Origin of the sequence: Mixta sp., from assembly GCF_024610815.1 — a bacterium.
Classification (GTDB): Bacteria; Pseudomonadota; Gammaproteobacteria; order Enterobacterales; family Enterobacteriaceae; genus Mixta; species Mixta calida.
The window spans coordinates 1-21,791 of sequence record NZ_JANION010000209.1 but is presented as its reverse complement, the minus strand read 5'-3'; the positions used below and the strand labels follow the sequence as shown (position 1 = coordinate 21,791).

General features: G+C 59.2%; 20 protein-coding genes. 11 read left to right on the top strand and 9 right to left on the bottom strand.

Going from position 1 to position 21,791, the window contains the following annotated elements:
• Nucleotides 1–37 precede the first annotated feature (37 nt).
• From fhuA to hrpB, 3 genes are all read right to left on the bottom strand, one after another.
• Nucleotides 38–2,266, bottom strand: coding sequence for a ferrichrome porin FhuA (fhuA, locus tag MYY08_RS15965; RefSeq protein WP_052133948.1), 2,229 nt, complete (start codon nucleotides 2,264–2,266; stop codon nucleotides 38–40).
• Nucleotides 2,267–2,836: 570 nt separating this feature from the next.
• The gene (gene mrcB, locus MYY08_RS15960; RefSeq protein ID WP_038628101.1) at nucleotides 2,837–5,365 is read right to left on the bottom strand and encodes a bifunctional glycosyl transferase/transpeptidase; all 2,529 of its coding nucleotides are present in this window, start codon (nucleotides 5,363–5,365) and stop codon (nucleotides 2,837–2,839) included.
• Between the two features lie 101 nt (nucleotides 5,366–5,466).
• Nucleotides 5,467–7,908, bottom strand: coding sequence for an ATP-dependent helicase HrpB (gene hrpB / locus MYY08_RS15955; RefSeq protein ID WP_244947403.1), 2,442 nt, complete (start codon nucleotides 7,906–7,908; stop codon nucleotides 5,467–5,469).
• A gap of 76 nt (nucleotides 7,909–7,984) precedes the next feature.
• On the opposite strand from hrpB, the gene thpR reads away from it, so the two are divergent.
• From thpR to panD, 9 genes are all read left to right on the top strand, one after another.
• A complete protein-coding gene (gene thpR / locus MYY08_RS15950; RefSeq protein ID WP_038628107.1) occupies nucleotides 7,985–8,518 on the top strand; it encodes an RNA 2',3'-cyclic phosphodiesterase in 534 nt (177 codons plus the stop codon).
• Entirely contained in the window at nucleotides 8,515–9,219 is a 705-nt protein-coding gene (gene sfsA, locus MYY08_RS15945; RefSeq protein WP_190296523.1) for a DNA/RNA nuclease SfsA, read from the top strand. Before thpR ends, sfsA begins: the two co-directional genes overlap by 4 nt.
• A gap of 176 nt (nucleotides 9,220–9,395) precedes the next feature.
• A complete protein-coding gene (gene dksA / locus MYY08_RS15940; protein ID WP_038628110.1) occupies nucleotides 9,396–9,851 on the top strand; it encodes an RNA polymerase-binding protein DksA in 456 nt (151 codons plus the stop codon).
• Nucleotides 9,852–9,918: 67 nt separating this feature from the next.
• Entirely contained in the window at nucleotides 9,919–10,845 is a 927-nt protein-coding gene (gluQRS, locus tag MYY08_RS15935) for a tRNA glutamyl-Q(34) synthetase GluQRS (protein ID WP_038628112.1), read from the top strand.
• A 37-nt stretch (nucleotides 10,846–10,882) separates the two neighbouring features.
• A complete protein-coding gene (gene pcnB, locus MYY08_RS15930; protein WP_038628114.1) occupies nucleotides 10,883–12,289 on the top strand; it encodes a polynucleotide adenylyltransferase PcnB in 1,407 nt (468 codons plus the stop codon).
• Between the two features lie 40 nt (nucleotides 12,290–12,329).
• A complete protein-coding gene (gene folK, locus MYY08_RS15925) occupies nucleotides 12,330–12,809 on the top strand; it encodes a 2-amino-4-hydroxy-6-hydroxymethyldihydropteridine diphosphokinase (RefSeq protein WP_038628116.1) in 480 nt (159 codons plus the stop codon).
• 108 nt (nucleotides 12,810–12,917) lie between these two features.
• Nucleotides 12,918–13,712, top strand: coding sequence for a 3-methyl-2-oxobutanoate hydroxymethyltransferase (gene panB, locus MYY08_RS15920; RefSeq protein ID WP_288014901.1), 795 nt, complete (start codon nucleotides 12,918–12,920; stop codon nucleotides 13,710–13,712).
• Between the two features lie 14 nt (nucleotides 13,713–13,726).
• A complete protein-coding gene (gene panC, locus MYY08_RS15915; RefSeq protein ID WP_038628120.1) occupies nucleotides 13,727–14,581 on the top strand; it encodes a pantoate--beta-alanine ligase in 855 nt (284 codons plus the stop codon).
• 69 nt (nucleotides 14,582–14,650) lie between these two features.
• A complete protein-coding gene (gene panD / locus MYY08_RS15910) occupies nucleotides 14,651–15,031 on the top strand; it encodes an aspartate 1-decarboxylase (protein ID WP_038628123.1) in 381 nt (126 codons plus the stop codon).
• A gap of 156 nt (nucleotides 15,032–15,187) precedes the next feature.
• Here the strand turns inward: panD and MYY08_RS15905 are convergent, their stop codons facing one another.
• The 5 genes from MYY08_RS15905 to MYY08_RS15885 all read right to left on the bottom strand — a co-directional run bounded on the left by MYY08_RS15905 (nucleotide 15,188) and on the right by MYY08_RS15885 (nucleotide 18,758).
• On the bottom strand, nucleotides 15,188–15,760 hold the full coding sequence (locus MYY08_RS15905; RefSeq protein ID WP_081981832.1) for a DUF1349 domain-containing protein: 573 nt from the start codon (nucleotides 15,758–15,760) through the stop codon (nucleotides 15,188–15,190).
• A gap of 20 nt (nucleotides 15,761–15,780) precedes the next feature.
• On the bottom strand, nucleotides 15,781–16,335 hold the full coding sequence (locus MYY08_RS15900; RefSeq protein WP_038628129.1) for a sugar O-acetyltransferase: 555 nt from the start codon (nucleotides 16,333–16,335) through the stop codon (nucleotides 15,781–15,783).
• 34 nt (nucleotides 16,336–16,369) lie between these two features.
• Nucleotides 16,370–16,912: a TetR/AcrR family transcriptional regulator gene (locus MYY08_RS15895; protein ID WP_038628131.1), complete on the bottom strand. Its 543-nt coding sequence runs from the start codon at nucleotides 16,910–16,912 to the stop codon at nucleotides 16,370–16,372.
• Nucleotides 16,913–17,064: 152 nt separating this feature from the next.
• Nucleotides 17,065–17,835, bottom strand: coding sequence for an ABC transporter permease (locus MYY08_RS15890; protein WP_038628134.1), 771 nt, complete (start codon nucleotides 17,833–17,835; stop codon nucleotides 17,065–17,067).
• Nucleotides 17,832–18,758, bottom strand: a complete 927-nt coding sequence (locus MYY08_RS15885) for an ABC transporter ATP-binding protein (protein WP_038628137.1) — start codon at nucleotides 18,756–18,758, stop codon at nucleotides 17,832–17,834. Before MYY08_RS15885 ends, MYY08_RS15890 begins: the two co-directional genes overlap by 4 nt.
• Before the next feature lie 112 nt (nucleotides 18,759–18,870).
• On the opposite strand from MYY08_RS15885, the gene can reads away from it, so the two are divergent.
• Nucleotides 18,871–19,533, top strand: a complete 663-nt coding sequence (gene can / locus MYY08_RS15880; RefSeq protein ID WP_038628139.1) for a carbonate dehydratase — start codon at nucleotides 18,871–18,873, stop codon at nucleotides 19,531–19,533.
• An 81-nt stretch (nucleotides 19,534–19,614) separates the two neighbouring features.
• Here the strand turns inward: can and hpt are convergent, their stop codons facing one another.
• Entirely contained in the window at nucleotides 19,615–20,151 is a 537-nt protein-coding gene (gene hpt, locus MYY08_RS15875) for a hypoxanthine phosphoribosyltransferase (RefSeq protein ID WP_038628142.1), read from the bottom strand.
• Nucleotides 20,152–20,389: 238 nt separating this feature from the next.
• Between hpt and MYY08_RS15870 the strand changes: the two genes are divergently transcribed.
• The gene (locus tag MYY08_RS15870; RefSeq protein ID WP_038628144.1) at nucleotides 20,390–21,673 is read left to right on the top strand and encodes a cystathionine gamma-synthase family protein; all 1,284 of its coding nucleotides are present in this window, start codon (nucleotides 20,390–20,392) and stop codon (nucleotides 21,671–21,673) included.
• The last annotated feature ends 118 nt before the right edge of the window (nucleotides 21,674–21,791 follow it).

The following is a 21,791-nucleotide window of genomic DNA, read 5'->3' as shown; positions in this document are numbered from 1 at the left end:
TGACGGGCGCGGCTTGCGCCGCGCCCAGGTGAGTGAGTTAGAAACGGAATGTGGCGGTAGCCACCACCTGGCGCTCAGCGCCCCAGAAACAACCATAGGTTTCGAAGCAGCTGGCAACATATTCGCGGTCCAGCAGGTTATTGACGTTCAACGCAATGCTGGAGCCGTACATGCCGAAACGGCCAAGATCGTATTTCACTACCGCATCCATTACAGCAGCGCTGCCGACCTTAAAGGAGTTCGCCGGATCGCCGTAGCTGGAGCCGATCAGACGTCCGCCGGTGCCCAGGGTCAGGCCGCTCAGCGGTCCGCTGTTAAAGGTGTAATCGCCCCACAGCGACGCCATATGCTTCGGCACCTGCGCCGGGGTATTGCCCTTCATGGTGGTGTCTTTGGTGTATTCCGCATCGGTATAAGTGTATGACGCCGTGACGTTAACACTCGGCGTAACGGCAGCCTTCGCCTCCAGCTCTACGCCGCGTGAGCGCACTTCGCCTGCCGGTACCTGATTAAGCGCATTATTGGGATCGGCCATCAGGTTATGCGTTTTGGTTAGCTGGTACACCGCGCCAGTCAGCACCACTGGCATATCTTTCGGCACATACTTCACGCCTGCTTCATACTGCTCGCCTTTGGATGGCGCATAGGCCACGCGCGGTACGCTGTAGAGGCTGAAGGCATTGGGTTCGAAAGACTGGCTGTAGCTAAAGTAAGGGCTAATGCCGTTATCAAACAGATAGTTTATGCCGCCGCGCCAGGTAAACTGGTGGTCATTACGTTCAACGTAGCCATTGTCGCTGCGCACGGTGGTCGCCTGTTTAGACCAGTCGTAGCGTCCGCCAAAGGTAAATACCCACCTGTCCCACTCGGCCTGATCCTGAACATAAATGCCGGTCTGCTTACTTTCATTCAGCTGATAAGGCTCCGCCGTACCGAAATCCACCTCCGTCATCGACGGCAGGTTATTCAGATCCAGCGATGCGGCGTTGCCATACAGTGCGCTGATATCATTACGCATACGCATAAAGTCGACGCCGGTCAATAAGGTGTGGCTGACCTCGCCGGTGGCAAATTTACTCTGCAATTGGGTATCGACGCTAAAGTTCTGCAAACGCTCATGATCAACAATGGTTCCCCGTCCCAGGTAATGGGACTGCTCAGCGGCAGTGAGCGCCTGGCAGTAAGCATTATAGGCGTTCATGCTGTTGTTACACAGGCCCGTTCCGTAGGCGCTTTTCTGCGCCGTTTTCATTTCTGAAAAACGCAGGTTCTGACGCACGGTAAAGGTGTCGTTAAAGCCGTGTTCAAAGCTATAGCCAACCATTTTCTGGTTGCGGGAATAGGTATTGTTGGTGGCGCCTTCGTTAAAGCTGGTAGGCAGATGCCCGCCGTTTGGCAGCGGCTGTACCGTCCCCTCTTTCGGTAGCCAGCCGTAATAGCCGGTTTCCGGTTCGTTCTGGAAATAAGAGAGGAAGGTGAAATTGGTTTTGTCATCGGGTCGCCAGGTGAAAGAAGGTGCGATGGCGTAGCGCTTCTGCTCGGCGTTGATCTGCTGTTCATTGTTGGAGCGCGCCATACCGGTCAGACGCCAGGAGAAGGTGCCGCTATCATCCAGCGCATCGCTGAAATCAAAGCCGGTCTGAAACAGGCTGTCAGTGCCCATTTTGAACTGCACTTCCCGCAGCGGCTCCGTAGTCGGCCGCTTGCTTACCATCGAGACAATTCCGCCGGGGCTGCTTTTGCCATAGAGTACCGAGGTGGGGCCGCGCATTAACTCTACGCGTTCCAACATATAGGGATCGATAACCGCATCATTATAGAAATCGCCCTGCATTTTCAGGCCGTCGAGATAGTTGTTCTGGTTCAGGCCTACAGATGAAAATCCTCGAATGATAACAAAATCATAGGTGTTAGACGCACCACGGCTGGCGACGGTGACGCCCGGCGTATAGCCCAGCGCCTCTTTCACCGAGGCAGGCTGATGAATATCCATCTCCTGGCGCGTCACCACCGAAATCGACTGCGGATTTTTTTCAATAGGCGTATCGGTTTTGGTGCCGGTGGCGCTCCGCTTCGCGGCGATAGTCGGCGCCGGGCCCCATGCGCTCTCCTGCGGCGCGCTGGCCGAGGCGTCTACAACGATGGTTTCTTCAGCGGCAAACGCTGAGCCGCCAGCCAGGGTAAAGGCAATCAGGACCGCCAGCGGTCGTTTCAGCAGGCTCACTGAAGCAGATGCTGCAAGGATTTTTCTACGCGCATTAGCCATTATCTTTTCTCTGAGTGAAAACGGGATGTAAACGTAAACGAGAATTATTCTTATGCTTATTATTGTGGGTGGATAATATGCGAAACAATCTTGGATCTGCAAGCGCTAATAGAGGCTGCCAGCCCTGCTGCGGCGAGGTTTAATGCAACGACTTCTTCGCTATGCGATAGATCAAAAAGGGCGCAGCCAGCGCGCCCAATAAAGAAGATACGTTAAGTCTGACAGCGTAAAATCCAGCCATTCTCCGTTTCCGGAGTCCGACATACGGCGACCGCTTCACGCAGCGCCTGCGGCGACATCGTTAGCAATGACGGTCGCCTCATACAGCGGTTTCGTCACCGTCCTGACAATACAGATGGCGAAGATAGCCCTCCCTGCCGCCTGCGCCAGCAATAGAGACAGTCATTCAATCTGCATCAGGCGCTTGCTGTCCGCCTTATTTAATTACTCTCACCGGTTAAGGAAGCCGCTTAATTTATAGTGAAAATAAAAAGCGCGAACGGCAGCTAATGGAATAAAAAAGGGCGCACGTTAATGTGCGCCCGTTGGTTTTACTCTCACTTAATGCGATCAGTCGCCGCCGAACATATCCTTGATCCAGCCCGCGACGCCGTCGCCGCTTTGCTGCTGCGGCGGTTGCTGTTGCGGTTGTTGAGGCTGTTGCTGTTGCTCCAACTGCTGTTGCTGCATCTGCTGCTGCTGGATCTGTTGCATCTGCTGCTGGCAAAGCGCATCGGCGTCGGTGGTCCAGACAGGTAAGGTGCGCCAGCCGCTGCTGCCGGTATTGCAGACAAAGTTGCCAGCGGAATCCACAGCCATGGAGGCGATATCTTCCGGCGGCGTCAGCGTCAGCGGCATGGGAGACTGGTTCTCCAGATAGCGGCGGTAAAGCTGCATCGCGCCTGACGATCCATAAAGTTTCGCTGGCTGGTTGTTATCGCGGCCAATCCAGGTGATAGCGACCTCTTTGCCATCTATACCGGCGAACCAGCTGTCGACCTGGCTGTTGGTGGTGCCGGTTTTGCCCGCCAGGTGCGCGTTCGGGAACTTCGCGCCCAGCGCATGAGCGGTGCCGCGCGCGGCAACCTGCTGCATGGTATACAGCGTCAGATAGGCCGCCTGTGCAGGCACTACGCGCTCCGCCTGCGGAAAGCTCTGATACAGCACGCTGCCGTCTTCGGCGATTACCGAGCGCACCGCAGAGAGCGGCGCGCGGTTGCCGCCGCTGGCGATCGACTGAAACGCCTGCGCCACTTCAACCGGCGTCAGGTTCAGGGCGCCCAGCAGCATCGCCGGCACCGGATGCAGCTGATCCTTCGGCAGGCCCAGCTTCGTCCAGGTATTGATCACATTATCCAGCCCCAGCGTCATGCCCAGGTTTACCGTCGGCACGTTCATCGAGTTGGTTAATGCATCGACCAGCATCACCTTGCCGCTGAAGCGATGGTTGTCGTTCTGCGGTTTCCACACCTGTCCATTGGACATTTTCAGCGCGATAGGCTCATCGGCGATCCAGGTGTTAAGACGATAGGTGTCAGGCTGCGACAGCGCCGTCAGATAGGTCGCCGGCTTCGCCAGAGAACCGATCGAGCGACGCGCCTGCATGGCGCGGTTGTAACCGGCGAACTGCGGATCGGCGCCGCCCACCATCGCGCGCACTTCGCCGCTAAAGCGATCGACGATCACCATCGCGGTTTCCAGATCTTTCAGGCCGCGCTGTTTCTTCAGCGCCGGAATCCCCTCTTCCACCGCTTTTTCCGCCGCATCCTGCGACACCGGATCGAGCGTGGTGAAGATCTTCACGCCGGAGAGATCTTTCACCTTATCGCCCAGCTTCGCCTGCAATTCGCCGCGCACCATCTGCATAAAGGCAGGCTGAGGCGTGATCACGCCGCCCTTCGGCTGTACGCCGAGCGGACGGGCGCTGAGCATGTCATACAGCTCCTGATCGATCACTTTCTGCTGCTGCAACAGGCGCAGCACCAGGTTGCGTCGCTCCAGCGCCAGCTTCGGATTACGCCACGGGTTGTAAAGCGACGCGCCTTTCACCATACCCACCAGCAGCGCCTGCTGATCGAGGCTCAGCTCATCCACCGGACGGCCAAAATAGTAGAGACTCGCCAGCGGGAAGCCACGGATCTGATCGTTGCCCGCCTGGCCGAGATACACCTCGTTCAGGTAGAGCTCCAGAATGCGGTCTTTGCCGTAGCGCGCGTCCATAATCAGCGCCATATACGCTTCGTTGGCTTTACGCCACAGCGTGCGCTTGTTGGTCAGGAACAGGTTCTTCACCAGCTGCTGCGTCAACGTACTGCCGCCCTGCACCGCGCGTCCGGCGGTAATGTTCGCCAGGAAAGCGCGGCCGATGGAATAGAAGCTGATGCCGTCGTGTTCGTAGAAGTGACGATCTTCCGTCGCGATCAGCGTATCCACCAGCAGATCGGGGAAGCCCGCACGCGGCACGAACAGCCGCTGCTCGCCGTTAGGCGACTGCAACATGGTGATCAGGCGCGGATCGAGACGGAAGAAGCCGAAGTCGCGTCCGTTATCAAGGTTTTTGATCTCGCTCAGCGCATCGTTGCTGAACGTCAGACGCGCGCGGATCTGCCCCTCTTTACTGTCGGGGAAATCGAACGGGCGACGGATCAGCTCGATACTGTTGGCCTGCACGGTGAACTCGCCCGGACGCGTCATGCGCGTCACCTGACGGTACTGCGTGCCTTCCAGCAGTGCAATCATCTCTTTCTTGTTATAGGCCATGCCGGGTTCGAGGTTGACCATGCGGCCATAGACCGCCGCCGGCAACTGCCAGACTTTGCCGTCAATACGGCTGCGAATGGCCGAATCGAGATAAACGCCGTAGGCCGCCATCACGACGACGCCGACAATAAACAGCTTAATCAGCCATCCCAGCCATTTTCTTTTTTTGCTGCGCGGCGGCCGCCCTTTTCCTTTACGTGGCACCGGTCTTTCCTCCTGGTAATCATCATTCTGTTCGTCGTTATATTCTTCCCTGCGGCGTCCCTGGCCGCCCGATTTACGTGGCGGCTTAGGCTGTTTTCCTTTGCGCCCGATAGGTTCGCGATCGTTCCCAGACATTCGTTTCGTTTCTCCAGGGATGGCCTTTTGGCAAGGCCGGTTACTCTGTTCTTACTGCATCATTTCGGAAAGCAGAACCCTCCGAAAGCTATCCGCCCAGGCTACTGCGGCGCGGCGTATTTTTTGGTGCGGCGCGTGGGCAGCGCGCTGGCCGGATCGTCGGGCCAGGCATGTTTAGGGTAGCGCCCTTTCATCTCTTTCTGCACCTGCGGATAAGCGCCTCGCCAGAACGCGGCGAGATCGCGGGTGATTTGCAGCGGCCGCTGCGCGGGGGATAGCAGCTCCAGCACCAGCGGCACGCGCCCTTCGGCAATCGCCGGGTTTTGCGCTTCGCCAAACATCTCCTGCAGGCGCACCGCCAGCGCGGGCGGCTTTTCGCTGTCATAGCGAATCGGCAGGCGGCTGCCGGTCGGCACAGTGTAGTGAGTTGGCAACGCACTATCCAGCCGCTGACGTTGCGACCATGTGAGCAAATGTAATAATGCGCTGACGAGGTTGATCTGACGCAGCCCTCGCATGTCGCGCACGCCGTTCATCTCCGGCAGCAGCCAGCGTTCAAGAGTGGCGAGCAACGTCTCATCATCCATCGCTGGCCAGCTTTCCTCCGGCAGCCACTGCGCGGCGCATTGCAGCCTCAGCCGCAGCTGCACCGCTTCCGGCGTCCAGTTCAGCACCGACAGTCCTTTTTCGCCAATCCAGCGCAGCATCGCCGGATGCAGCACCTCCGCCTCCGGCTTCGCCAGCGGCGCTGATTTCAGCGCCAGCACGCCGATTTTATCGCGCTGCCAGGCGCGCAGCGTGCCTTTCTCTTCGTCCCATTCGACGTCGGTTTCGCTGCGCACCAGACCGGGCGCATCGTGCTGCAAAGCCGCCATATCCACCGGCAGCGCCAGCAGGATGCGCGCCTCTGTCTGCGCGTCGGTTTGCAGAAGCTGCGGCGCGATCAGCCATTCATGGCGCGTCAGGGCGTCGTCGTGATCGAGCATCGCGCCCGAACCGCCCGCCAGCTGATAACGCCCGCTGTCGCCGCGGCGACGCGCAATGCGATCGGGAAACGCCTGCGCCAGCAGCGCCGGCGCCAGCGCGGCATCCACCGAGCCGCCGACGCCGCTCAGCCGTTTTTGCAGCTGACGCGCGCGCTGCTGCCAGCCGCCGTGCGCGGTAAAGAGATGGTCGCTGAGATTGCGGCTTCCCTGACGCGGCGGTTCCTCAAGGATCGCTGTCAGACGCGCGGCGGTGGCCAGCGCATCTTTATCTTTCGCGGCGGTCAACAGCGCCGCCAGACTCGGTTCGCTGCCCAGCGCGGCCATTGCACGTCCTTTAGCTGTCAGCCTGCCTTCCTCGTCAATAGCGCCCAGTCTGCGCAACAGCGTTTGCGCCGCCTGTAGCGCAGGCAACGGCGGCGTATCGATCCAGCTGAGCTGCGCGACGTCGCGACAGCCCCACTGCAACAGATCGAGCCACAGCGCGCTGAGATCGCTCTGTAAAATTTCCGGTTCGCTTTGGGCGGCGGCGCGCTCCGCCTGTTCACGACTGATTAAGTGTAGACAGATGCCCGGCGACAGACGACCGGCGCGGCCAGCGCGCTGCGTCATCGACGCCTGGCTGACGCGCTGGGTTTGCAGCCGCGTAACGCCGCTGCGCACGTCGAAACGCGCCGCGCGCTCCAGCGCGCTGTCCACGACCAGACGGATGCCGTCGATGGTCAGGCTGGTCTCGGCAATATTGGTCGCCAGCACCACCTTACGTTTGCCAGCGGGCGCAGGCAGAATGGCGCGACGCTGCGCCGCCAGCGGCAGCGCGCCGTAGAGCGGGCAGAGTTCGGTCTCCTCGTCCACGCGCGACGCCAGCTGATTCTTCACCCGTTCGATCTCGCTGACGCCGGGCAGAAACAGCAGCAGCGAGCCGCTTTCCGCGCGCAGCAGCTGCGCCACTTCGCGCGCCACCGCCTCATCAAAACGCAGCTGCGGCGACAGAGTGGCGTAGCGCCGCTCCACCGGAAAGCTGCGCCCTTCGGAGACGATAAGCGGCGCGTCGGGCAGGCGCGCGCTGAGACGCGCGTTATCCAGCGTGGCGGACATAATCAGCAGCCGCAGATCGTCGCGTAGCCCCTGCTGCACATCCAGCAACAGCGCCAGCGCCAGGTCGGCCTGCAGGCTGCGCTCGTGAAATTCATCGAGGATAATCAGCGATACGCCTTCGAGCATCGGGTCCTGTTGCAGCATGCGCGTCAGGATGCCTTCGGTCACCACCTCCAGCCGGGTCGCCGGTCCGGTGCGGCTTTCGCCGCGCATACGGTAGCCGACCTGGCCGCCGGGCTCCTCGCCCAGCTGTTCCGCCAGGCGCTGCGCGACATTGCGCGCCGCCAGACGACGCGGCTCCAGCATAATGATGCGCCCGGCGAAGCCGCCCTGCTGCAACAGCCGCAGCGGCAGCCAGGTCGATTTGCCTGCGCCCGTTGGGGCGGCCAGCAGCACCTGCGGCGCCTGTTTTAGCGCGGCCAGCACCTCAGGCAGCACGGCGCTTACCGGTAAATCACTCAAACGAAACTCCGTCCAGCATTGGTCTTCTGATGGTGCGCATTGTAGCATTCCTCTGTGTTGTTTACCGGAGAGTGTTATGAGCGCACGTCGTCTCTTTTTCGGCATCGGTTTGCCGGAGCCTTTACAGCAGCAGCTGGTGCGCTGGCGCGCGGAACAGTTTCCCGAAGAGGCGGGCCGCCCGATCGCCGCCGCCAATCTGCATATTACGCTGGCCTTTTTGGGCGACGTCAGCGATGAGAAAGCGCAGGGGCTGCAACAGCTGGCTGGCCGCATCCAGCAACGTGCCTTCGCCCTCGACCTGGATGACGCAGGCCACTGGCCGCGCCCCGGCGTGGTGTGGCTTGGCTGCCGCCAGGCGCCGCGCGGGCTGTTGCAGCTGGCGGAGATGCTGCGTTCGCAGGCGGCGCGCAGCGGCTGTCATCAAAGTCCGCAGCCCTTTCATCCCCATATTACGCTGCTGCGCAACGCTACCCGCCCGGTGGCGCTGCCGCCGCGCAATTTCCACTGGCGGTTTACGGTGGATTGCTTTTCTTTATATCAGTCGGTTTTCAGCCAGGGGCGCACTCGCTATCGCCGCCTGCAAAGCTGGCCGCTGCAGGAGTCTTCATGAAATTTGAACCGGCGCTGCGTCCGGCGCGTTTGCTTAGCCGCTATAAGCGTTTTCTGGCCGATGCGGTGACGCCGGAGGGCGAGACCTTTACCCTGCACTGCGCCAATACCGGCGCGATGACCGGCTGCGCCACGCCAGGCGATACCGTTTGGTACTCCACTTCGGACAGTCTGACGCGCAAATACCCCAGCAGCTGGGAGCTGACCGAAACGCAGCAGGGTCATATGATCTGCGTTAATACGTTGCGCGCCAATCAGTTAGTGCGCGAAGCGCTGGCGGCGGAGCGCATTGCGGAATTGTCTGGTTACCAACATTTACGCGCTGAGGTGAAATACGGTGCGGAACGCAGCCGCATCGATTTCCTGCTTCAGGCGGACAACAGGCCGCAGTGCTATATTGAAGTGAAATCTGTAACGCTGTTGCAGAAAGGGAGAGGATACTTTCCAGATGCGGTGACCGTGCGCGGCCAAAAACACCTGCGTGAACTAGCCAGCATCGCCCGACGGGGCGAACGTGCGGTTATGTTATTTACTGTTCTGCACTCGGGGATTGAGGACGTTTCCCCCGCACGTCACATTGACGCGCGTTACGCAGAAGAACTGGCACAGGCGCAACAGAGCGGCGTAGAGATCCTTTGCTATAAGGCGCAGTTATCTCCGACGGGCATGTGGCTGGAAAATCGACTGGAACTGGCGTTGTAATATTTAGTGCGATTTATTGTGCTACAAGGTAGCGTCGCGCTAAATACGCTGTTCCTCACAGGCTTGTCAAGATGCGTTCAGGAATAATTGCCAACCTTGACTGCTTCTGTTATTTATAGCGGCCTGTTTTTTTCCCCATTGGGGATCGATAGTGCGTGTTATCCAGGAGAAACAACATGCAAGAAGGGCAAAACCGTAAAACATCGTCCCTGAGTATTCTCGCCATCGCTGGGGTGGAGCCGTACCAGGAGAAACCGGGCGAAGAGTATATGAACGAAGCCCAGCTGGCGCACTTCAGGAAAATCCTTGAAGCGTGGCGCAATCAACTCAGGGATGAAGTGGATCGTACGGTATCACACATGCAGGACGAAGCGGCTAACTTCCCTGATCCGGTCGACCGCGCCGCTCAGGAAGAAGAGTTCAGCCTCGAACTGCGCAACCGCGACCGCGAGCGTAAACTGATCAAAAAGATTGAGAAGACGCTGAAAAAGGTAGAAGACGACGATTTCGGCTACTGTGAATCCTGTGGCGTTGAAATCGGTATCCGTCGCCTTGAAGCGCGTCCTACCGCCGATCTGTGCATCGACTGTAAAACGCTGGCGGAAATCCGCGAAAAACAGATGGCCGGCTAACGGCACGTGAACGATGCAGTGCGAGCGGGATACTCTCCCGCCCCACTGCAGTTACGTGAATACGGTGATGTCTACTCCCTGTACTGGACGCTTTGCTCCCTCTCCTTCCGGTGAACTCCATTTCGGCTCGCTGATCGCCGCGCTTGGCAGCTATTTGCACGCCCGCGCGCAGGGCGGCCGCTGGCTGGTGCGCATCGAAGATATCGATCCGCCGCGCGAAGTGCCCGGCGCCGCCGACGCGATTCTGCGTCAGCTGGACCACTACGGCCTGCACTGGGACGGCGAGGTGCTGTGGCAGTCGCAGCGTCATGACGCCTATCGTGAAGCGCTGGCGTGGCTGCGTCAGCACCGGCAAAGCTATTATTGCACCTGTACCCGCAGCCGCATTCAGCAAATCGGCGGCGTGTACGACGGGCACTGCCGCGATCGACATCTGGGCCCGGAAAACGCCGCGTTGCGCCTGCGTCAGCGCGCGCCGGTAAGGCAGTTCCACGATCTGCTGCGCGGCGATATCCATGCCGACAGCGCGCTGGCGGAAGAAGATTTCATTATTCATCGCCGCGACGGGCTGTTCGCCTATAACCTGGCGGTGGTGGTGGACGATCATTTTCAGGGCGTGACCGAAATCGTGCGCGGCGCGGATCTGATTGCGCCAACGGTGCGCCAGATCGCCCTCTGGCGGCAGTTCGGCTGGCAGGAGCCAGCTTATCTGCATTTGCCGCTGGCGCTTAATCATGATGGCAATAAGCTGTCGAAGCAGAATCATGCGCCTGCGCTGCCGACCGGCGACCCGCGCCCGGTGCTGATCGACGCGCTGCGTTTTCTGGGACAATCCGCGCCGGAAGCGTGGCGGGATATCACAACAGCACAGCTGCTTGAACAGGCCGTTGCACAGTGGGATTTGGCGAAAATGCCGCGCAATGACGCGCTGCCCGCCATCGAAACGACAACACCATTCTCAAATGGGTCGCAACAGGCTATGATTAGCCGCTGATTTTACCACCGAATTATCGTCATTATCGAGGTGTCCTATTTTTACCCGAGTAGCTAATTTTTGCCGTAAAGTCCTGAGTCGTGATGACGCGGCGCCGGCAGAGGTTGAGGAAGACGAACTGCAGATGACCGTCATCCCTCGTGAAAGTCACAACATCTCGCGCAAAGACATTAGCGAAAACGCCCTGAAAGTCCTGTATCGCCTGAACAAGGCGGGCTACGAGGCTTATCTGGTGGGCGGTGGTGTCCGTGACCTGCTGCTGGGTAAAGCGCCGAAAGATTTTGATGTCACCACCAACGCGACGCCGGAGCAGATGCGCAAACTGTTCCGCAACTGCCGTCTGGTCGGCCGCCGTTTCCGTCTGGCGCACGTGATGTTCGGCCCGGAAGTGATCGAAGTAGCGACGTTCCGCGGCCACCACCAGGCGGAAGAAGACGCCAACGCCCAGCGCGGCCAGAACGGCATGCTGCTGCGCGACAACATTTTCGGCACCATTGAAGATGACGCCCAACGCCGCGACTTAACCATCAACAGCCTCTACTACAGCGTGGCGGATTTTACCGTGCGCGACTATGTCGGCGGCCTGCAGGATCTGCAACAGGGCATTATCCGTCTGATTGGCGATCCGGAAACGCGCTACCGCGAAGATCCGGTCAGGATGCTGCGCGTGGTGCGCTTCGCCGCCAAGCTGGAGATGACCATTGCGGAAACCACCGCCGAGCCGATCCCGCGCCTCGCTACGCTGCTGAACGATATTCCGCCGGCGCGCCTGTTTGAAGAGGCGCTGAAGCTGCTGCAGGCGGGCTACGGATATCAAACCTATCTGCTGCTGCGCGAATATCAGCTGTTTCAGCCGCTGTTCCCGGTGATTAGCCGCGCCTTTACCGAGCGCGGCGACAGCCTGATGGAGCGCATGGTGGAGCAGGTGTTGAAGAATACCGACACGCGCATTCAAAATCAGATGCGCGTGAATCCCGCGTTCCTGTTCGCCGCCATGTTCTGGTATCCGCAGCTGGAGACCGCGCAGCGCATCGCGCAGGAGAGCGGACTCGCCTACTATGACGCCTTTGCGCTGGCGATGAACGACGTACTGGATGAAGCCTGCCGCTCGCTGGCGATTCCGAAACGCATCACCACGCTGGTACGCGATATCTGGCAGCTTCAGCTGCGGATTTCCCGTCGTCACGGCAAGCGCGCGCTGAAGCTGATGGAGCATCCGAAGTTCCGCGCCGCCTACGATCTGCTGGCGCTGCGCGCGGAAGTGGAGAACAATCAGGAACTGCAGCGTCTGGCGCACTGGTGGGGCGAATTCCAGGCCGCCGCGCCGCCGCAGCAGAACCATATGCTGAAAAATCTCGGCGACGATCCGGCGCCGCGCCGTCGTCAGCGTCGTCCGCGCAAGCGTCCCGCCGCCCCGCGCCGCGAGAACAGCAGCAACGCATGATGATGCTGAACCTCCTGCGCCTTCGCATCCTGGATCGCGTATGAATCGCGTTTATCTGGCCTTAGGCAGCAACCTCGCCGATCCGCTGCATCAGGTGCGTAACGCGCTTGATGCGCTGGCCGCCATTCCGCAAACGCAGCGGGCGGCGGTGTCGGCGTTTTACCGCACGCCGCCCTACGGCCCGCCCGATCAGCCCGACTATCTCAACGCCGCCGTAGCGCTTGATACGCAGCTGTCGCCAGAGGCGCTCCTCGATCATACGCAGCGCATCGAGCTGGAACAGGGACGCGTGCGCAAAGCGGAACGCTGGGGGCCGCGCACGCTCGATCTCGATATTATGCTGTTTGGCGATCGGGTGCTGAGAACCCCGCGTCTGACGGTGCCCCACTACGATATGCTCAACCGCGCCTTTATGCTGGTGCCGCTGTTGGAGATCGCGCCGCAGGCCCGCCTGCCAGATGGACGCTATCTGGCTGATATCGCAGCTAAACTTGACTGCAGCGCCATTCAACTCTGGTAAAGCCTCCGCCTCCCCTCGGGCGCGCTACTGACGCCACGATAAGAAGTTTCCTCTGACCGTCGCGATCCTTTACACTGCGCCCACCAGAACGTAGATACTGAGGTTGTCATGAAACCCACCACTATTTCGCACCTGCGCCAGTGGAAACAGGCAGGCAAAAAATTTGCCTCTATCACCGCCTATGATTTCAGCTTCGCCCGTCTGTTTGCCGATGAAGGCATTCAGGTGATGCTGGTCGGCGATTCACTGGGCATGACGGTACAGGGACATGAATCCACGCTGCCGGTGACGGTAGACAATATCGCTTATCATACCGCTGCGGTGCGCCGCGGCGCGCCGCACTGCCTGCTGCTCGCCGACCTGCCGTTTATGAGCTATGCCACGCCGCAGCAGACCTGTGAAAGCGCGGGCCGCCTGATGCGCGCCGGGGCCAATATGGTTAAGCTGGAAGGCGGCGCCTGGCTGACGGAAAGCGTGCGTATGCTCACCGAGCGCGCGGTGCCGGTGTGCGGCCATCTTGGCCTGACGCCGCAGTCGGTTAATATTTTCGGCGGGTATAAAGTGCAGGGTCGCGACGATGAAGCCGCAGAGCGCCTGCTGGCCGACGCGCTGGCGCTGGAAGCGGCGGGCGCACAGCTGATGGTGCTGGAGTGCGTGCCGGTCGCGCTGGCGCAGCGCGTCACCGAGGCGCTGACGATCCCGGTGATCGGCATCGGCGCGGGCAACGTCACCGACGGCCAGATTCTGGTGATGCATGACGCCTTCGGCATTACCGGCGGCCATATCCCCAAATTCGCCAAAAACTTTCTGGCCGAAGCGGGCGACATCCGCGCGGCGGTGCGCCAGTACGTGCAGGAAGTCGAAAGCGCCGTCTACCCCGCTGCGGAACACAGTTTCCAGTGAACAGGAGAAAATCCGTGTTGATTATCGAAACGCAGCCGATGCTGCGCCGTGAAATTCGTCGCTGGCGTCAGGATGGCAAACGCATCGCGCTGGTGCCGACCATGGGCAACCTGCACGACGGCCATATGACGCTGGTGGATGAGGCGCGCGAGCGCGCCGATATCGTGGTGGTCAGCATCTTCGTTAACCCGATGCAGTTCGATCGCGCCGACGATCTGGCGCGCTACCCGCGCACCCTGCAGGAAGATTGCGAAAAGCTGAACCGTCGCGGCGTCGACCTGGTGTTCGCCCCCGCTCCGGCTGATATCTATCCCAAAGGGCTGGACACCCAGACCTTCGTCGACGTGCCGGGCCTGTCGACGCTGCTGGAAGGCGCCAGCCGCCCCGGTCATTTCCGCGGCGTCGCTACCATCGTCAGCAAGCTGTTTAATCTGGTGCAGCCCGACCTTGCCTGCTTCGGCGAGAAAGATTATCAGCAGCTGGCCTTGATCCGCAAAATGGTGGCCGATATGGGCTACGATATCGATATTATCGGCGTGCCGACGGTTCGCGCGAAGGATGGCCTGGCGCTGAGTTCGCGCAACGGCTATCTCACCGCCGACGAGCGCAAGCTGGCGCCGATGGTAAGCCAGGTGATGCGCGAGATGGCGCAGAAACTGGCCAACGGCGAGCGTCATACCGAAGAGATTATCGAAAGCGCCGAAGCGGCGCTGCGTGAGAAAGGCCTGCGTCCCGACGGCCTGGCGATCTGCGATGCGGATACGCTGCTGCCGCTTAATGTCGACAGCAAGCGCGCGGTCATTTTGATGGCCGCCTGGCTGGGCAAGGCCCGCTTGATCGATAATCAGACGGTTGATCTGACCCAGTAGACAAGCGACGGCGATCCATGAATACTGTCGCTCATCTTTTGATTTGTTGCGGAACAAGGTAACAGAGATATGGTACGCACCATGCTGCAAGGCAAGCTGCATCGGGTGAAAGTCACCCAGGCCGACTTGCATTACGAAGGGTCCTGCGCCATTGACCAGGATTTCCTCGACGCCTCCGGCATTCTTCAGTACGAGGCGATCGATATTTATAACGTGACCAACGGACAGCGTTTTTCCACTTACGCCATCGCGGCGGAACGCGGTTCGAAAATCATCTCCGTTAACGGCGCCGCCGCCCGCTGCGCCTGCGAAGGCGATATTTTGATCATCTGCTCCTACGTGCAGATGCCGGACGAAGAGGCGCGCCAGTGGCAGCCGAAAGTCGCCTACTTTGAAGGCGACAATCAGATGAAGCGTCTGGCGAAAGCCGTACCGGTGCAGGTTGCCTGATTTCCCGGCGGGACCGTTCTGTCCCGCCTGTTTTGCCCGCTTCCCCTTACAACTTCCCTTTAGCTTGTTGTTTACTGCCGCCCGATTTGCTTTTTCTTTATCGCCGATAATCTTCCCCTGCCCGCCGCATCGTTTCCCCCTTTTCCGGCTTCCGTGTCAGCTTAAATCATGTAGCGCCTTGCCGTTGGGCGGCGTCAGGCGCATCTCGCTAAAGGTCACCGCCAGTCCGGCGCGCTCCGGCGTGCAGCACATCACGCCGACCTGGCAGCGTTCCGTCGTGACGAAGCGGCACAGGCGCAGCAGCGGCCAGACTTCGCCATCGACGGAATATTGCAGCCGCAGGGCGTCGCCGCGTCGGGTCAGTCGCATCCAGAAATCGCGCGCATCGCCGTTAAACGGCCCGGTGGCCCAGTCGGAGCTGCCCTGCGTCAGCACGCTGCCGATGGCGGGGTGACCGTCGTTATATTCAATTCCCGCCTTAAGCCACTGCTGCTCATCGGCCAGCAGCATAATGCCCGCCTGATCGTAGAGCGTATGGAAATCGGCGCGAATGCGCGCCTGAAAGGTAAAATCCCCTTCCGCCTCGCAGCCGTAAAAATGGCCGCTGAAGCGGGTAAAGCCGTACCAGGTTTCGCGCCAGAAATCGGTGTTCTGGTCGGTCACTACCGAAAGCTGCTGGTTCTCTTCGCGCCAGACGGCGGGCGGGTTAATCCAGTGAAACTGCGACATCACGCACCTCGACAAAAAAGTTAAAGCGTTTTCAGCACCCGGCACGGATTGCCCGCCGCCACGACGCTGGCCGGAATATCTTTCGTCACCACGCTGCCGGCGCCGATCACGCTGTTGTCGCCAATCGACACGCCCGGCAGGATCTGCACGCCAGCGCCGATCCAGACGTTATTGCCAATGGCGACCGGGCGCGCATACTCCAGCCCGCAGTTACGCTGTTCCACGTCAAGCGGATGTCCGGCGGTATGAATGCCGACGGACGGGCCGATAAAAACGTTGTCGCCGATAGTGACCTTGCCGCAATCGAGGATCACCAGATTGACGTTGGCGTAAAAATTCTCGCCGGTTTCGATATTGCGTCCGTAGTCGCACCAGAAAGGCTGTTCGATCAGAATCTGTTCGCCGGTACGGCCAAGCAGCGCCTTAATCTGTTTGTCCCGTCCGGCCAGGTCGCGCGGATCGGTTTGATTGTACTGTTGCAGCCGATATTTCACCTCGCCGCGCTCGGCGATCAGCGCCGGATCGTAGTTGGCGTCGTAGAGTAATCCCGCCAGCGCTTTTTCCGCTTCGGTCATCTTTCCTCCATTCATCTGTTCAGACAAGACGACGCTACAGGTCGGCCAGCCGCCTTACGGCGCAGGCCACCAGTTCCGGCGTCACCGGCATGACGGAACGATGGATCATCATGCCCTCGATAAAGGCGTCGATCGCCACCGCCGCCGTCGGCGAGAAGAACTGCTCCAGCGCGCTGCGGCTACGCGTCATCCAGCCCAGCATGATCGGCTTCAGTTCAGGACGGCGACTGGCGTAGCCGTAAAGCTCATAGCTCAGCAGTAAAGTGCGTGAAGAGGAGGTGGCGTCGCCAAACACGATTGCCACCACCGCATCGACTGCATCCTGCTGCGTGCGCGCCAGGGCGATGCGGGCGGAGAATTGATCGGAGATATGCTGTGAAAGCTGGTTAAACGCGGCGAAAAGCAGCGCTTCCAGGCTACTGAAATAGTAGCTGACCGCGCTGAGCGGCACCGCCGCCTCGGCCGCCACCTTACGGTAGGTGGTGCCCGCAACGCCATATTTTACAATCACCTCCAGGGCCGCCTCGGCAATACGTTCGCGCCGCTGCGGGTCCTGACGCCAGCTTCTCTCTGTCATTCTGTTCGTCCTTCTCTGCCTCAGGAAACAGCCTGGCACAAAGAGCGAAACTGAACAAATGTCCCAATTGCTTTATCAGATTTACCGCAGCGCGACGGCAAAATATGGGCGAAAAAAAACGCGCTCCGTAAAGCGCGTTCAGCAGGTCGATATCAGGTGCGCAGACCGCGCCCGCGCTGGATCAGCGTCCAGGCCAGTATGTAAAACACCACGATAAAGGCGACCAGCACCGACAGCGTAAACACCAGCGGCACGTCGTTGATGCCCAGGAAGCCGTAGCGGAAACCGCTGATCATATAGACGACCGGGTTCAGTTTGGACACCGCCTGCCAGAACGGGGGCAGCAGCGTCAGCGAATAGAACACCCCGCCCAGGTAGGTCAGCGGCGTCAGCACAAAGGTCGGGATCAGGCTGATGTCGTCAAAAGTGCGCGCAAAGACCGCGTTCAGCAGGCCCGCCAGCGAGAACATCACCGCGGTCAGCAGCAGCGTCACCGCCACCATCAGCCAGGAGTGCACATGGAACGGCACAAAGAACAGCGATACCGCCGTCACCAGAATGCCCACGCAGATGCCGCGCGCCACGCCGCCGCCGACGTAGCCGGCAATCACGATATGGGTCGGCACCGGCGCCACCAGCAGCTCTTCTATGTTGCGCTGAAACTTGGCGCTGAAGAAAGACGACGCGACGTTGGCGTAGGCGTTGGTGATCACCGCCATCATAATCAGCCCCGGCACGATAAACTGCATATAGCTGAAGCCATGCATATCGCCGATACGCGAGCCGATCAGATTGCCGAAGATAATAAAATAGAGCGTCATGGTGATTACCGGCGGCACCAGCGTCTGAATCCAGATACGGGCGAAACGGTTGATCTCTTTCGCCCAGATACTTTTCAGCGCGACCCAGTATAAGTGCGTCATGCGTGACCTCCCGTTTTTCCCTGCACCAGACTGACAAACAACTCTTCCAGGCGATTCGCCTTGTTACGCATGCTCAAGACCTGCACGCCCTGCGCGCTGAGCTGGCTGAATACGCTGTTCAGCCCCTGCTCGCGCATCACCTCTACTTCCAGCGTCGAGGTGTCCACCAGCCGATACTGGAAACCTTCCAGGCGCGGCAACGGGCTTTTCGCCGCCAGGTCGAGGATAAAGGTTTCCGACTTCAGCTTCGCCAGCAGCCCTTTCATCGAGGTGTTTTCCACCAGCTCGCCGCTCTGGATAATGCCGATATTGCGGCACAGCATTTCCGCTTCTTCCAGATAGTGGGTGGTCAGGATAATGGTCGTGCCCTGCGCGTTCAGCTCTTTCAGGAAGGTCCACATAGAGCGACGCAGCTCGATATCGACGCCCGCGGTCGGCTCGTCGAGGATCAGTAGCTTCGGCTCATGCATCAGCGCGCGCGCGATCATCAGACGGCGCTTCATGCCGCCGGAGAGCATACGCGCGCGCTCATTGCGTTTGTTCCAGAGATCGAGTTGGGTAAGGTACTTCTCCGCGCGCTTCAGCGCATCGCGGCGCTCAACGCCGTAGTAGCCCGCCTGGTTAACCACGATCTGCAGCACGGTTTCAAACGGGTTAAAGTTGAATTCCTGTGGCACCAGCCCCAGCTGGCGTTTGGCGTTGACCACATCTTTTTCCAGGTCGTAGCCGAAAACGCGCACCCGGCCGCCGCTTTTGTTAACCAGCGAACTGATAATGCCGATGGTGGTCGATTTCCCCGCGCCGTTCGGCCCCAGCAGCGCGTAAAAATCGCCCGCCTCGACCGCCAGATCGACCCCTTTCAGCGCCTGAACGCCGCCGGAGTAGGTCTTGGTGAGTTTTTCTAGTTCCAGTGCATAGGTCATAGAGAAGTTGCTTACCCTGTTTTGTTAACTGTTATTTTTACCGTTTGAAATTGTCAGACGTTGTCCTATAGTACGTCCACGCATTTTTGCTTGTTACAGAACGATAACCATCATGAAAGATATTGATACACTCATCAGCAACAACCGCGAATGGTCTAAATTACTGGTTGAGGAAGATCCCGGCTTTTTCGAGCGCCTCGCGCTGGCGCAAAAACCCCGCTTTCTGTGGATTGGCTGCTCCGACAGCCGCGTTCCTGCCGAACGCTTAACCGGCCTTGAGCCTGGCGAGCTGTTTGTCCATCGTAACGTCGCAAACCTGGTGATCCATACCGACCTCAACTGCCTCTCCGTGGTGCAATACGCGGTAGAAGTGCTTGAAGTGGAACATATCATCATTTGTGGACACTACGGATGCGGCGGCGTACAGGCGGCGGTTGAAAACCCGGAACTGGGGCTGATCAACAACTGGCTGCTGCACATCCGCGATTTGTGGTACAAGCATAGCTCGTTACTGGGCGAACTGCCGCCAGAGAAACGCTTTGATAAGCTTTGCGAAATCAACGTTATGGAGCAGGTCTACAACCTGGGCCATTCAACGATTCTGCAGTCGGCATGGAAACGCGGGCAGAAAGTGACGATTCACGGCTGGGTTTACGGCATCCACGACGGCTGCCTGCGCGACCTGCAAGTGACCGCCACCAGCCGCGAGCTGCTGGAACAGCGTTACCGTCACGGCATTGCCAACCTGCTCAACCATCCTGAAAGCCATCGCTAATTAGCGAACGGCATAATAGCCCGTCACGCAACGGCTATCTTTAATCGATTGTGCTGTCCCTGACAGCACAATCGTTCATCCTTACTCTTCCAGCATCACCACTTTGCCGATATAGGGCAGATGGCGATAGCGCTGCGCGTAGTCGATGCCGTAGCCGACCACAAACTCATCAGGAATAGAAAAACCGATATATTCGACGTTCACGTTGACTTCGCGGCGCGACGGCTTGTCCAACAGCGTGCAGATCGCCAGCGATTTCGGCTCGCGCAGGCTGAGGATTTCACGCACTTTGCTCAGGGTATTGCCGGAATCGATGATGTCCTCGACGATCAGCACATCCTTGCCGCGGATATCTTCATCCAGATCCTTGAGGATTTTCACGTCGCGGCTGCTCGACATGCCGCTGCCGTAGCTGGAGGCGGTCATAAAATCGACTTCATGCGAAACATCGATGGTGCGGCACAGATCGGCCATAAACATAAAGGAGCCGCGCAACAGGCCCACCAGCACCATATCGCTGCCGCTGTCGCGGTAATCTTCGGTGATCTGCTGGCCCAGTTCGGCGATACGATTGCGAATCTCCGCTTCGGAGATCATTACTTCAACGGTGTGTTTCATAGCTTCAGCTTCGTCATCTGTCGAAAGCAGCGAAGTCTATCATAATTTGCGGGTCAAATACCGCCGCGCGACCGCGTTATGGTGTGGCGCCTCACAGACATACAGACTGCTGAACGTCCAAAATACCGTATTTAATCATGCTTTTGGTTTTAAAGTTAGAACGTTAAGTCATTTATCAGCTAATAAGCCGTTGTGGTAGCGTAAGCGCAATTTCGTTGCCGGATTGCCAGGAGAAACCATGAAACAGGCCAATACGAAAAAAACCCATATCGGTAAACGCCCGCTGCAACCGGAAACCCAGATGCTGAATTACGGCTACGATCCCGCGCTGTCGGAAGGCGCGGTAAAGCCGCCGGTGTTTTTGACCTCGACGTTCGTGTTCAACAGCGCGGAAGATGGCCGCGACTTCTTTGATTATGTGTCGGGCCGACGCGAGCCGCCTGCGGGCGCGTCCGGCGGTCTGGTTTATTCGCGCTTTAATCATCCCAACAGCGAGATTGTAGAAGATCGCCTGGCGGTTTATGAGCGCGCCGAAAGCAGCGTGCTGTTCTCTTCCGGCATGTCCGCCATTTCGACGACGCTGCTGGCCTTCGTTAAACCGGGCGATGTTATTCTGCACTCCCAGCCGCTCTACGGCGGCACCGAGACCCTGCTGAGCAAAACCTTTTTGCGCCTGGGCGTCGCGGCGGTCGGCTTCAGCGACGGCCTGAATGAAGAGAAAGTGCAGCAGGCGGCAGACCAGGCGCTGGCCGCCGGACGCGTATCGGTAATTCTGATTGAAACGCCCGCTAACCCGACCAACAGCCTGGTAGACATTGCGCTTATTCGGCGCGTCGCGGAGAAAATCGCCGCGCAGCAGGGCCATCGTCCGATTATCGCCTGCGACAATACGCTGCTCGGCCCGCTGTTCCAGCGGCCGCTGGAGCACGGCGCGGATATCTCTCTTTACTCGCTGACCAAATATGTCGGCGGCCATTCCGATCTGATCGCCGGCGCGGCGATGGGCAGCAAAGCGCTGATGACGCAGGTGCGCGCCTTGCGCAGCGCGATCGGCACCCAGCTTGATCCGCACTCCAGCTGGATGCTGGGCCGCTCGCTGGAGACGCTGTCGCTGCGTATGGAGAAAGCCAACCGCAACGCCGAGGCGGTCGCCAACTTTTTACGCGGCCACGAGAAGGTGGAGAAGCTGCACTATCTGTCATTCCTGGACGCCAACTCCGCCGCCGGAAAAACCTTCCAGGCGCAAAGCAGCGGTGCCGGTTCGACCTTTTCTTTTGATATTCGCGGCGGGCAGGCTGCCTCATTCCGTTTCCTGAACGCGCTACAGCTGTTTAAGCTGGCGGTCAGCCTGGGCGGAACGGAATCGCTCGCCAGCCATCCTGGCAGCACCACTCATTCCGGCGTGCCTGCCGAGGTACGCCAGCGTATCGGCATTACTGAAGCAACGATTCGTCTGTCGATCGGCATTGAGAACAGCGACGATTTAATTGAGGACCTGAAGCTGGCGCTGGAACAGGCGTAACGCATTTATTGACGGGGCGGCGTTTGGTACAGACCCGCCCTTTTTACGCTTTAAGATAGCGAATGAATTATTGTTGCGCTTTACTGTTACTTTTAACGTTATTACCTTTATACCAGTT

Bases quoted from the DNA above. Each gene is read 5' to 3' on its own strand.
- fhuA (WP_052133948.1), bottom strand. From the start codon at position 2,266: ATGGCTAATGCGCGTAGAAAAATCCTTGCAGCATCTGCTTCAGTGAGC.
- mrcB (WP_038628101.1), bottom strand. From the start codon at position 5,365: ATGTCTGGGAACGATCGCGAACCTATCGGGCGCAAAGGAAAACAGCCT.
- thpR (WP_038628107.1), top strand. From the start codon at position 7,985: ATGAGCGCACGTCGTCTCTTTTTCGGCATCGGTTTGCCGGAGCCTTTA.
- sfsA (WP_190296523.1), top strand. From the start codon at position 8,515: ATGAAATTTGAACCGGCGCTGCGTCCGGCGCGTTTGCTTAGCCGCTAT.
- dksA (WP_038628110.1), top strand. From the start codon at position 9,396: ATGCAAGAAGGGCAAAACCGTAAAACATCGTCCCTGAGTATTCTCGCC.
- gluQRS (WP_038628112.1), top strand. From the start codon at position 9,919: ATGTCTACTCCCTGTACTGGACGCTTTGCTCCCTCTCCTTCCGGTGAA.
- folK (WP_038628116.1), top strand. From the start codon at position 12,330: ATGAATCGCGTTTATCTGGCCTTAGGCAGCAACCTCGCCGATCCGCTG.
- panB (WP_288014901.1), top strand. From the start codon at position 12,918: ATGAAACCCACCACTATTTCGCACCTGCGCCAGTGGAAACAGGCAGGC.
- panD (WP_038628123.1), top strand. From the start codon at position 14,651: ATGGTACGCACCATGCTGCAAGGCAAGCTGCATCGGGTGAAAGTCACC.
- MYY08_RS15905 (WP_081981832.1), bottom strand. From the start codon at position 15,760: ATGTCGCAGTTTCACTGGATTAACCCGCCCGCCGTCTGGCGCGAAGAG.
- MYY08_RS15900 (WP_038628129.1), bottom strand. From the start codon at position 16,335: ATGACCGAAGCGGAAAAAGCGCTGGCGGGATTACTCTACGACGCCAAC.
- MYY08_RS15895 (WP_038628131.1), bottom strand. From the start codon at position 16,912: ATGACAGAGAGAAGCTGGCGTCAGGACCCGCAGCGGCGCGAACGTATT.
- MYY08_RS15890 (WP_038628134.1), bottom strand. From the start codon at position 17,835: ATGACGCACTTATACTGGGTCGCGCTGAAAAGTATCTGGGCGAAAGAG.
- MYY08_RS15885 (WP_038628137.1), bottom strand. From the start codon at position 18,758: ATGACCTATGCACTGGAACTAGAAAAACTCACCAAGACCTACTCCGGC.
- can (WP_038628139.1), top strand. From the start codon at position 18,871: ATGAAAGATATTGATACACTCATCAGCAACAACCGCGAATGGTCTAAA.
- hpt (WP_038628142.1), bottom strand. From the start codon at position 20,151: ATGAAACACACCGTTGAAGTAATGATCTCCGAAGCGGAGATTCGCAAT.
- MYY08_RS15870 (WP_038628144.1), top strand. From the start codon at position 20,390: ATGAAACAGGCCAATACGAAAAAAACCCATATCGGTAAACGCCCGCTG.